This window comes from Pseudomonas sp. YeP6b (assembly GCF_025642995.1).
In the GTDB taxonomy this organism is placed as follows: domain Bacteria; phylum Pseudomonadota; class Gammaproteobacteria; order Pseudomonadales; family Pseudomonadaceae; genus Aquipseudomonas.
In genome coordinates this window covers 4,982,953-4,993,989 of record NZ_CP080090.1, presented here as the reverse complement: position 1 = coordinate 4,993,989, position 11,037 = coordinate 4,982,953, and the positions used below count along the sequence as shown (strand labels likewise).

The following is an 11,037-nucleotide window of genomic DNA, read 5'->3' as shown; positions in this document are numbered from 1 at the left end:
TGTGGGAGCGAACAGAGATTGACTGATGTATTCACTTGAAGACCTGCTGCACCTGATGAACCGCCTGCGCGACCCCAAATACGGGTGCCCGTGGGACATCAAGCAAACCTACGCGACCATCGTCCCGCACACCCTGGAAGAAGCCTACGAAGTCGCTGATGCCATCGAGCGCGGCGACTTTGATCACCTGCAAGGTGAGCTGGGCGACCTGTTGTTCCAGGTGGTGTATTACAGCCAGTTGGCGCGGGAGGAGGGCCGTTTTGAGTTCGCCGGCGTGGTCGACAGCATTACCCGCAAGTTGATCCGCCGCCATCCTCACGTGTTTCCTACGGGCGATTTGTATGCGCCCTTGGATGTTCCTCAGTTGAGCGAAGAGCAGGTCAAGGTGCGTTGGGAGCAGATCAAAGCTGAGGAACGCGCGGAAAAGTCCGACGCACCGCAGCAATTGTCCCTGCTGGATGACGTGCCCACGGCTTTACCGGCGCTGTCCCGTGCCGCCAAATTGCAAAAGCGCGCCAGCCAGGTCGGTTTCGACTGGCCATCAGCCTTGCCGGTGGTGGATAACGTGCGCGAAGAGCTCGATGAAGTGCTCGAAGCCATGGCCGATAACGACTCGGTGGCGATTGCCGATGAAGTCGGTGACCTGCTGTTTGCGGCGGTCAACCTGGCGCGTCACCTCAAGGTTGACCCGGAGACTGCGCTACGTGGCGCCAATGCCAAGTTCGAACGACGTTTCCGATTTATCGAACAGGCATTGCGCGATACGCACCAATCCATAGAAGATTGCACCCTCGAAGAGTTGGACGCCCTGTGGGGCGAAGCCAAACGTCAGGAAAAGAATGTGTCCAGCTGCGGTTGAGCAGTTGCCTAAGTGAGTAAGCACCATGAGCCTTTCCCTTCGCGACCAGTTGCTTAAAGCAGGTTTGGTCAACCAAAAGCAGGCCAAGCAGGTCGGCAAAGAGAAGCAGAAGCAGCAGCGCCTGGTCCATAAAGGCCAAGCCGAAGTTGATGACACCCAGGCGCGTTTGGCTGCCGAGGCGCACGCCGAGAAGGTCAAGCGTGACCAGGAACTGAACCGCCAGCAGCAGGAAAAAGCCGAGGCCAAGGCCCGCACGGCCCAGGTCAAGCAACTGATCGAGACCTCGCGCCTGCCTAAGCTGACGACTGAGGACTACTACAACTTCGTCGACGACAAGAAGGTCAAACGCCTGTCGGTCAACACGTTGATGCGTAACAAACTGAGCAACGGCTCCCTGGCGATCGTGCACCACGGTGGCAGTTACGAGGTGATCCCGCGTGAAGCGGCGCTGAAGATCCAGGAGCGTGCGCCGGAGCGTATCGTGCAGCTCAACATCCTGACTGAAAGCCAAGTGCCGGATGAAGATGATCCGTACGCTGCCTACCAGATCCCGGATGACCTGATGTGGTAATACGGTAAAAACGAAAAACCCCGCTCAAAAGGCGGGGTTTTTTTTGCAGGTAATCCAGCTGCTGTGTGGGGCCGGATGCCTGCGCGATATCAGAGTTTCAGGAGCTTTGTGCCTGGCGCTTCATCTCAAGAGTTTCGAGCTCGTTTTTATAATTGTGGGCTTCGCTCTCGTCGTGGAACATGCCGACCAGTTGGTCTTGTTGATGTACATCCCAGATGTGAATCCCATGGCCCAGTGCTTCGTGAGACATGTGTGCATCGTCGCGTTCAGTTACTTTTACAGTCATCTGCTTGCTCCAATCTCTGGTTGATCTGCGGCAAGTCGTCGCAGGCCTCTTTTATATGTTTTGTTAGCTTGCTAAGTAAACTGGTTTTGCACGCAACAATTCATTGCACAAAACGCAACAGTGCCACAGGCCCCGTAAACCGTGACATTGCGTCGCAGGCTGCTGAGTTTTATGACAAAAGTTTCATGTTTGAGTGGGGTTTCAAGCTGGGTTATCTGGGCTGACGTCATCGCGGGCAAGCCAGCTCCCACCGTTGAAATGCATTCCAATGTAGGAGCTGGCTTGCCTGCGATAGCGGTAGAGCGTCCAGCACAAAACCTGCAGGCGAAAAAAAGCCCCGCATTCAGCGAGGCTCTTTTTTCAGCTCATCAGCCCATCAGCTACCTTTGACAGCCTTGCCGTCAACGGTGCCGTCCAACAGCATGATGTTGTATTCCTTGCCGTCGGTTTCCACCTGACGCAGGGCAACCAGGATGCCGCCCCAGTCCTTGGCAAACCACATCTGAGTGATGCGCTTGCTCTGCGACGGGTCGCGCACGCGCTCGACCTTGATAGCATCGATAGCGCCGGCTTTGGTCTGGACCTTTTCCGGGCCGATCACGCGGAAGTCGTAGGTATCGACATCGGTGCCTTCAACCACGCGGTAGCTCATGCTTTTCTTGCCGGCGGCAACATCGCGCTGCAGGGCAAGCTGGTAGGTCGATTTGTCGAGCATGCCACTTTCGAGGGTGACGTTGACCGGGTCTTTGTTTTCGAAACCAGTTACTTTTTTGCTCGTCTGGTCGAAGTCCAGGTTGATCTTTTTCGCCTTGCCCAGACCGCCGCGTTCGAAGCTGTAGCTCTTCGGTTGCAGGGCGTCCTTGTCGAACAGGATCACACTGGTCTCGGTGAGGCTGGCGATCATCATGGAAGCCTTGAAGTTCAAGGTCCAGGAGCCATTGTCATTTTTGGTCAGGCTGCGTTCGGCCGAACCACTCATGGGCAACTGTTTCCAGTCGGCGGTGTAGCTGGCGGAGAAAGGGTGAAGGTCTGCTGCTTGCACGGCGGGCAAGGCGAACAGCGCAAAAGCGAAGAGCAAGGCGCGACGCATAAAATCTCCTAGGTTCGAATCAAGTGGCCGCTGGCCGCGAGTAACTGACCGTCCAATAATGCACCCTGTTCGCCAAGAATCAATCGCCCCTCGGCAAACCAGCGAACAGCCAGTGGGTAAATCCTGTGTTCCTGGGTGTGAACCCGTTGCGCAAGTGTCTGCGCTGAGTCTGCAGACTCTACCGGAACCACAGCCTGTACGACCAGAGGCCCGCCATCGAGTTCCTCGGTGACGAAGTGCACACTGCAGCCGTGCTCGGTGTCACCGGCCTCGAGGGCGCGTTGGTGAGTATGTAACCCTTTGTATTTGGGCAACAGGGACGGGTGGATATTCAGCAGGCGCCCTTGGTAGTGCCGCACGAAATCAGCGCTGAGAATGCGCATGAAACCGGCGAGGACCACGAGCTTGGGGTTGAAGGCGTCGATCAGTTCGATCAAGGCGCTATCGAAGGCCTCGCGGCCTTCGAAAGCCTTGTGATCCAGGGCGCGGGTAGCGATACCCGCGTCCGTGGCGCGTTGCAGGCCGTAGGCGTCGCTGCGGTTGGAGATCACCGCAGCGATGCGCACCGGGCTGTCGCCGATGCGCGCGCTGTCGATCAAGGCCTGCAAATTACTGCCGGTGCCGGAGAGCAGCACCACGACATCACATGTAGCGGGCATCCGCTCTTGCATCAATGTGCCTTAAGGTTCTTCAGTTCAACTTGAGCCGCGCCTTCGGCAGCGGTGGCGATCTGGCCGATGACCCACGGCTGCTCGCCTGCTTCGCGCAGTACGTTCAGTGCGCTTTCAACGTGCTCTTGAGCCACGCAGATCACCATGCCCACGCCGCAGTTCAGCACGCGGTGCATTTCGGTTTCGTTGACGTTGCCTTGCTCTTGCAGCCAGTCGAAGACTGCCGGGCGCTGCCAGCTGGCCACGTCGACGATCGCCTGGGCGCCTTTTGGCAGAACACGCGGAATGTTGTCCAGCAGGCCGCCACCGGTGATGTGGGCCATGGCTTTGACCGCGCCAGTGTCCTTGATCAGCTTGAGCAGTGGCTTGACGTAAATGCGTGTCGGGGCCATCAGCAGGTCGGTCAGCGGCTTGCCGTCGAGTTGGATGGTCTCGATGTCGGCGCCGGACACTTCGATGATCTTGCGGATCAGCGAGTAGCCGTTGGAGTGCGGGCCGGAGGATGGCAGGGCGAGCAGGGCGTCACCGGCAGCGACTTTGGAGCCGTCGATGATTTCGGATTTCTCTACAACACCGACGCAGAAACCGGCCAGGTCGTAGTCTTCGCCTTCATACATGCCTGGCATTTCAGCGGTTTCGCCGCCGACCAGAGAGCAACCCGACAGTTCGCAGCCCGCGCCGATGCCAGTCACGACCTGGGTCGCGGTTTCGACGTTGAGTTTGCCGGTGGCGTAGTAGTCGAGGAAGAACAGCGGCTCGGCGCCGCACACCACCAGGTCGTTGACGCACATGGCAACCAGGTCGATGCCGATGCTGTCGTGCTTGTTCAGGTTCAAGGCCAGGCGCAGCTTCGTGCCCACGCCGTCGGTGCCGGAGACCAGTACAGGCTGTTTGTAGCCGGCCGGGATTTCGCAGAGGGCGCCAAAACCGCCCAGGCCGCCCATGACTTCGGGGCGCGCAGTGCGCTTGGCGACGCTCTTGATGCGTTCGACCAATGCTTCACCGGCGTCGATGTCTACACCGGCGTCCTTGTAGCTCAGGGAGGGTTGCTTGCTCATGATCCAGGCCTTTAGGGGGGATTTCTGGGTAACGACCGAGCGGCGGGCGCTTTTGATAAAAGGCCCAGCCGTTGACGGTCTGCGAAGGCGCGCGATTTTATCAGGCTTGAGAGGCAGCGGCCATCCTCGGGCCGACGGGCAGGGCCATATAGGTTAAAAAAGCCGGTTAAAAAAATGCTAATGGGGTCTGCTTTGGCGTGTATTAAGGTATAGCCTTTAAACCGCTACCGTTATGACGTTGCGAAAACTTACCAAGACCCTGTGAATGTTTTACCGGCTGCTGTGGTCACAGCCATGCTAAGCCGAGTTCACGCGGTCTGTTCCAGCCGCTAAATTTGTTGTTCGGGAATCTTCCATGCGTCTGTGTAAATTCTTCTTTGTAGGCTGCTTGTCGTTGGTCAGCCTGGCGAGTCATGCCGAAACTCTCAATGGCCTGTATCAAGTACTTGAACCTGTCAGCAGCCAGTCGCCGCAGGAGCGCGACCAAGCCACCCAGCGCGCCGTGCAAACCCTGGTGATCCGCCTGACGGGAGACGCCAAGGCCGCCGATGGCCCGGGCCTGGCGGCGATTCGCAAGGACCCGCAACAAATCATCAGCCAGTACGGCTACGACGCCGGCCCACCGGAAAGCCTGCAAGTGGATTTCGACCCGGTGAGCACCGATCGCGCGCTGCGTGAGGCGGGCTTGTCGATCTGGGGCAGCAATCGGCCGTCGATCCTCGGCTGGTGGCTGAACGACTCCACCGAAGGCAGCAGCCTGGTCGGTGATGGCCAAGCCGTCGCCGGCGCGCTGCGTCGGGCGGCGCAACACCGTGGCTTGCCGTTGCGCCTGCCGCTGGGTGATCTGGACGAACAGGTAGTCGCCACAGCACCGAATCTGGAAAGCGCCGACGCCACGCCACTGCGCGCAGCTTCTGAGCGCTACGGTGCCGACGCATTGCTCGCCGTGCACGCGCGCCAGGAAGGTAACCAGTGGCAGGCCAAATGGCGCCTGTGGCTGGGCGACAAGAGTGAGCAGGGCACCGCCCAAGGTGCCGACACCGCCGCCGTGGCCGATGCCGTATTGCTCGCCGTCAGCCAAAAGTTGGCGCCACGTTTTGCCGTCAAACCCGGTGTGAGCAGTGAGCAGTTGCTCGAAGTGCAGGGCATGACCCTGGAGCGCTACGCCGCACTGGGCCATCTGCTCGAGCCTTTTGGTGGTCAGCCGCAGCGCGTGGATGGCAACCGTATTGTGTACCGCGTCAACGGCAGTGCCGATCAGTTGCGTACCCAGTTGAGCCTGGCCAAGTTGCAGGAAGTGCCTGCGGGTGAGGTGCCGGCCCAGCAGCCGGTGGTGGACGCTACACAGCCCGCTGTTGCGCCTGAACCTCAGGCACAGCTGCGTTTTCGCTGGTAATTGTTCTTCCTTTATAGATAGAAGCAAATAATGGAGTGGTTTATGGCGGATACGCGTCGTTGGGTGTGGCTTGGCGGGATTGTCCTGCTGTGCGTTTTTGTGTTCTTACTGCATTCGATCCTGACGCCGTTCCTGGTGGCGCTGCTGCTCGCCTATCTGTTCGATCCGGTGGTGGATCGCCTGGAGAAAGCCGGCCTGTCGCGGACCTTGGGTGTGGTGGCGGTGTTTGCGCTGTTCACGTTGGTCATCACAGCATTGGTACTGGTATTGGTGCCGATGCTGGCCAAGCAGCTGTTTCGCTTGTATGAACTGGCGCCGCAGATGCTCGATTGGTTGCAGCACACGGCAATGCCGTGGGCCCAGGCCAAGTTGGGCCTGGCGGATGGCTTCTGGAAGTTCGACAAGGTCAAGGCGGCGATCAGTGAGCACATGGGCCAGACCACCGATATCGTCGGTGTCGTGCTCAGCCAGGCCACGGCATCCAGCCTGGCGTTGATTGGCTGGTTGACCAACTTGGTGCTGATCCCAGTGGTGGCGTTCTACCTGCTGCGTGACTGGGACCTGATGATGGCCAAAATCCGCAGCCTGCTGCCGCGCAACAGCGAAGAGCGCATCGTTTCCCTGGCCGAAGAGTGCCATGAGGTGCTGGGCGCGTTCGTGCGTGGTCAGTTGCTGGTGATGCTGGCCCTGGGGATTATCTACGCCGCCGGCCTGATGGCGATTGGCTTGGAGCTGGGCCTGTTGATCGGCTTGATCGCCGGCCTGGCCGCTATCGTGCCTTATATGGGCTTCGTGATCGGCATTGGCGCGGCACTGGTGGCCGGGTTGTTCCAGTTTGGCGGCGACCTGTACCCGATGCTCGGGATTGTCGCGGTGTTCATGGTCGGCCAGGCCCTTGAAGGCATGGTGTTGACGCCGCTGCTGGTGGGTGACCGGATCGGCCTGCACCCGGTGGCGGTGATCTTTGCGATCCTGGCGGGCGGTGAGCTGTTTGGTTTCACCGGCATCCTGCTGGCGCTGCCGGTGGCGGCGGTGATCATGGTGCTGGTGCGTCATGTGCACGATTTGTATAAAGATTCGGATGTGTATACCGGGGCTGAAGACCCCGATCTGTAACCGCTTCGTCACAAACCCGGCCCAGGCCGGGTTTGTTGTTTTTGGAAGGTGGTGTCAAACTATTTGCGCAAATCGCCCCAAGTTAACGCAAACCTTTGATTTTGCTTGTGGTCTGCTGCATTGTGCGCCCGGCGTCACGGGTATAAACTTTGCAAACTTTACACAGAGGCCACTAACGGTTCGTTTGGAGCCGTTCAGTCAGCATGAAACCGATTCAGCTGCCCTTGGGTGTGCGTCTGCGTGACGACGCCACCTTTATCAATTACTACCCAGGCGCCAATGCCGCTGCACTCGGCTATGTCGAGCGGCTCTGCGAAGCCGACGCCGGGTGGACTGAAAGCCTGATCTACCTGTGGGGCAAGCACGGCGTGGGGCGTACCCACCTGTTGCAGGCCGCGTGCCTGCGCTTCGAGCAAATGGGTGAGCCGGCGGTGTACCTGCCATTGGCTGAGTTGATGGACCGGGGTATCGGGATCTTCGACCACCTGGAGCAATACGAGTTGGTGTGCCTGGATGATCTTCAGGCGATTGCCGGTAAGGCGGATTGGGAAGAGGCGCTGTTTCACCTGTTCAATCGCTTGCGTGACAGCGGCCGGCGCCTGTTGATCGCCGCGTCCACCTCGCCACGTGAGCTGCCAGTGAAGCTGGCCGACCTCAAGTCGCGCCTGACCCTGGCGCTGATCTTCCAGATGCGCCCGCTGTCCGACGAAGACAAACTGCGCGCCTTGCAATTGCGCGCATCCCGTCGCGGCTTGCACCTCACCGATGAGGTCGGGCACTTTATCCTCACCCGTGGCACCCGCAGCATGAGCGCGTTGTTCGATTTGCTCGAACAGCTCGATCAGGCCTCTTTGCAGGCTCAGCGCAAGCTCACCATTCCTTTCCTCAAGGAAACCCTCGGCTGGTAGCCAGCCCTTGTATTACGGGGCTTTCGGCAAATTTCAGGCGCCAGAAAACCTGCGTTTGGGCCGCTTTGGCCACGCAAAAGGCGCGTATAGGGTATTAAGGGCTTAGATGTCATAGTCCAAACAAGAAGTCACATAGATCACGATTGAATTTGCAAATCGATGTGATAGAGGGCATAGTCTCGGCTTCTTTACACATCAGCCACGGTCGTGCCCATGCTAAATCGCTTCGCACCACTCGTGCCTCTCGCACTCGTTACCCTGTTGTTTGGTTGCGCCACCCACACTCAAAACGTGGCTGAGCAGCAAAAACCAGCACAACAGTCTCAGGCAAAATTCGTTGCAGCACAGTCTTCCACTGTCTATCAGGAAGCTCTCTATAAAGAAGAGCAGGCAACTGAGAAAGAACTCGCCGCCTTCGCCGGCAGCAAGCCTTACCAGCTTCCAGTTCTGGCCGACAGCATCCTCGAACGCGGCATGTCCCTGATCGGTACCCGTTACCGTTTCGGCGGCACCTCCGAAGCCGGTTTCGACTGCAGCGGCTTCATCGGCTATCTGTTCCGTGAAGAAGCGGGCATGAATCTGCCTCGCTCCACGCGCGAAATGATCAACGTGGATGCACCGTTGGTCGCACGCAAGAACCTCAAGCCCGGTGATCTGCTTTTCTTTAGTACGGCTGGCCGTGGTCGTGTGAGCCATGCCGGTATCTACTTGGGCGATAACCAGTTTATCCACTCCAGCAGCCGTCGCAGTGGCGGTGTTCGAGTCGACAACCTGGGTGACAGCTACTGGAGCAAAACCTTCATCGAAGCCAAGCGCGCACTCGCCATGGCCCCGACTACGGTTACCGTTAGTAAGTAAAGTTAAAGTGATACTTGAAGTTTGACGTGTAAGCGCTAGAATCCCTGGACATTGTTGTAATCCGTTCGCGCGAGCTTTGCTTGCGCGTTCTGGTTTTCAGCGCTCGGCAGCGAAAGCCGCATCCAGACCAGGATTGTTCTGCCCATGTCGACCTCAGCCCGCCTCATTCTTCTGGTGTGCGCCGCGCTTCTCAGCGCCTGCGCAAGCCGACCACCGCCGCCCGCGCCTGTAGCGGTCAAGCCTAAGCCGGTGTTCAACTATTCCACGCAAAATTTCTCGCCGGCAGCCGAAGACGTGCTCTTCCGTGCGCTGGGCCTGGTCGGCACGCCTTATCGTTGGGGCGGTAACACGCCGGACTCCGGGTTTGATTGCAGCGGCTTAATCGGGTTTGTCTACCGTGACGCTGCGGGCATCAGCCTGCCGCGCACCACCCGTGAACTGATCGTGATGCGTGCCCAGGATGTGAGCGAAAACAACCTGCAGACCGGTGACCTGATCTTCTTCGCGACCGGCGGCGGCTCACAGGTAAGCCACGCGGGTATCTACGTGGGCGAAGGGCGATTCGTACATGCACCGCAAACCGGCGGTACGGTGAAGCTCGATACCCTGTCCAAAACCTATTGGCAGAATGCTTATTTGAGCGCCAAGCGTGTATTGCCTGCGAATCTGGCGCGCAACCCCTAGAAATCAAAATGTGGGAGCAGTGCTTTTGTGGGAGCCTGGCTTGCCCGCGATGCAGGCACCTCGGTCTTATCGTTAAACCGAGTTGATGCCATCGCAGGCAAGCCAACCTCCACAAAAGCCCGCTCCCACATTGGTTTTATGGCGTCTTACTTAGCCGCCGACACCCGCCACACCTTATTCCCCACATCATCGGCCACCAGCAAATCCCCCTGCTGATCAATTACCACGCCCACCGGCCGGCCCATGGCTTTCTCATCACTGTTGAGGAACCCCGTCAGCACATCCACCGGCTGCCCTTTAGGCTGACCACCCTCAAACGGCACGAAAATTACCTTGTAGCCACTGTGCGGCTTGCGGTTCCACGAACCATGCTGGCCGATAAACGCGCCGTTGCTGAACTGCGCCGGGAGTTTGCTGCCCTCAGCGAAGGTCAGGCCTAAAGACGCAGTGTGCGGGCCCACCGCATAGTCCGGGGCGATGGCCTTGGCGACCAGGTCCAGATTCTGCGGTGAAACGCGTATATCCACATGCTGCCCGTAGTAACTGAACGGCCAGCCATAAAACGCGCCGTCCTTGACCGAAGTGATGTAGTCCGGCACCAGGTCGCTGCCGATTTCATCGCGTTCATTCACCGCCGTCCACAGCTTGCCACTCTGCGGTTCCCAAGCCATGCCGTTGGGGTTACGCAAGCCGGAGGCAAAAATGCGGTGCTGGCCGGTGGCGCGGTCGACTTCCCAGATCGCCGCGCGACCTTCTTCCGCCGCCAAGCCGTTCTCGCCGACGTTGCTGTTGGAGCCGACACTCACATACAACTTGCTGCCGTCCTTGCTGGCCACCACGTTTTTCGTCCAGTGGTGGTTAATGCTGCCGCCGGGCAAGTCGACCACTTTGGTGCCGGCGGCCTTGATTGCGGTTTCGCCCGGCTGATAAGGAAAGCGCAACAGCTTGTCCGAGTCGGCGACATACAAGTCGTTGCCGACCAAGGTCATGCCGAACGGCGAGTTGAGGTTCTCCAGGAACACCGTGCGCGTTTCGGCGACGCCGTCGTGGTTGGCATCACGCAGCAGCGTGATGCGGTTCGGGCTCGGCACGCCCGCGCCGGCGCGGCCCATGACTTTTTCCATCACCCAGCCGCGAATGCCCTTGGAGTCATCCGGCTTGGGCGGGGCGTTGGTTTCTGCCACCAGTACATCACCGTTGGGCAGCACATACAGCCAGCGCGGGTGGTCCAGGCCTTCGGCAAATGCCGCGACCTGAGTACCGGCTGCGGCTGTCGGCTTCGCGCCCTCTGGCCAGCCAATCGCCGGGGCGATATTCACGGTGGGGATCAGGGTTTTGTTCGGCTCCGGCAGCTTAGGCGAGGGCCCGGTGCCGTCTGAGACCTTCAGAGTAGAGCTTTCACCGCAGGCGGCGAGGGTGCCTGCCAGCATGATCAGTAGGGCGAGTCTGGTTTTATGCATGGTTTTCTCCTTAATACCTGTAAGGGTAGAGGTGTTTGCCGGTCAGATCGTTCCAGTACAAGGCCAGCTTTAATTGACGC

General features: G+C 59.0%; 13 protein-coding genes. 8 read left to right on the top strand and 5 right to left on the bottom strand.

Translation table 11 applies throughout. The features are described from left to right. The first annotated feature begins 25 nt into the window (after positions 1-25). Complete coding sequence (gene mazG, locus KZH41_RS22450; protein ID WP_094950275.1) at positions 26-859, top strand: nucleoside triphosphate pyrophosphohydrolase; 834 nt, start codon at positions 26-28, stop codon at positions 857-859. 25 nt (positions 860-884) lie between these two features. Further along, a complete protein-coding gene (locus tag KZH41_RS22445) occupies positions 885-1,430 on the top strand; it encodes a DUF2058 domain-containing protein (RefSeq protein WP_003230516.1) in 546 nt (181 codons plus the stop codon). A gap of 97 nt (positions 1,431-1,527) precedes the next feature. Here the strand turns inward: KZH41_RS22445 and KZH41_RS22440 are convergent, their stop codons facing one another. Beyond that, positions 1,528-1,716, bottom strand: a complete 189-nt coding sequence (locus KZH41_RS22440; RefSeq protein WP_064453511.1) for a hypothetical protein — start codon at positions 1,714-1,716, stop codon at positions 1,528-1,530. Positions 1,717-1,857: 141 nt separating this feature from the next. Here KZH41_RS22440 and KZH41_RS22435 point away from each other — a divergent pair, with 141 nt between their 5' ends. Next, entirely contained in the window at positions 1,858-2,106 is a 249-nt protein-coding gene (locus KZH41_RS22435; protein WP_141240526.1) for a hypothetical protein, read from the top strand. Here KZH41_RS22435 and KZH41_RS22430 read toward each other — a convergent pair. Genes KZH41_RS22430 through purM form a run of 3 tightly spaced genes read right to left on the bottom strand, consistent with a single transcriptional unit; the run spans position 2,093 to position 4,535 of the window. Then, entirely contained in the window at positions 2,093-2,806 is a 714-nt protein-coding gene (locus KZH41_RS22430; RefSeq protein WP_094950276.1) for a DUF3108 domain-containing protein, read from the bottom strand. The genes KZH41_RS22435 and KZH41_RS22430 overlap by 14 nt on opposite strands. An 8-nt stretch (positions 2,807-2,814) precedes the next feature. Beyond that, entirely contained in the window at positions 2,815-3,465 is a 651-nt protein-coding gene (gene purN / locus KZH41_RS22425) for a phosphoribosylglycinamide formyltransferase (RefSeq protein ID WP_094950301.1), read from the bottom strand. Between the two features lie 11 nt (positions 3,466-3,476). Continuing rightward, positions 3,477-4,535, bottom strand: coding sequence for a phosphoribosylformylglycinamidine cyclo-ligase (gene purM / locus KZH41_RS22420; RefSeq protein WP_094950277.1), 1,059 nt, complete (start codon positions 4,533-4,535; stop codon positions 3,477-3,479). A 355-nt stretch (positions 4,536-4,890) separates the two neighbouring features. On the opposite strand from purM, the gene KZH41_RS22415 reads away from it, so the two are divergent. The 5 genes from KZH41_RS22415 to KZH41_RS22395 all read left to right on the top strand — a co-directional run bounded on the left by KZH41_RS22415 (position 4,891) and on the right by KZH41_RS22395 (position 9,497). Next, positions 4,891-5,931 carry a DUF2066 domain-containing protein gene (locus KZH41_RS22415; protein ID WP_263273730.1) on the top strand — a complete coding sequence of 347 codons (1,041 nt, stop codon included), beginning with the start codon at positions 4,891-4,893 and terminating at the stop codon, positions 5,929-5,931. Positions 5,932-5,973: 42 nt separating this feature from the next. After that, complete coding sequence (locus KZH41_RS22410; protein ID WP_094950279.1) at positions 5,974-7,047, top strand: AI-2E family transporter; 1,074 nt, start codon at positions 5,974-5,976, stop codon at positions 7,045-7,047. 203 nt (positions 7,048-7,250) lie between these two features. Further along, on the top strand, positions 7,251-7,955 hold the full coding sequence (gene hda / locus KZH41_RS22405; RefSeq protein ID WP_017134884.1) for a DnaA regulatory inactivator Hda: 705 nt from the start codon (positions 7,251-7,253) through the stop codon (positions 7,953-7,955). Positions 7,956-8,168: 213 nt separating this feature from the next. After that, complete coding sequence (locus KZH41_RS22400) at positions 8,169-8,813, top strand: C40 family peptidase (protein ID WP_263273729.1); 645 nt, start codon at positions 8,169-8,171, stop codon at positions 8,811-8,813. 144 nt (positions 8,814-8,957) lie between these two features. Further along, on the top strand, positions 8,958-9,497 hold the full coding sequence (locus tag KZH41_RS22395) for a C40 family peptidase (protein ID WP_263273728.1): 540 nt from the start codon (positions 8,958-8,960) through the stop codon (positions 9,495-9,497). 146 nt (positions 9,498-9,643) lie between these two features. On the opposite strand, the gene KZH41_RS22390 is transcribed toward KZH41_RS22395, so the two are convergent. Next, the gene (locus KZH41_RS22390) at positions 9,644-10,957 is read right to left on the bottom strand and encodes a PQQ-dependent sugar dehydrogenase (RefSeq protein WP_094950282.1); all 1,314 of its coding nucleotides are present in this window, start codon (positions 10,955-10,957) and stop codon (positions 9,644-9,646) included. Positions 10,958-11,037: the final 80 nt, after the last annotated feature.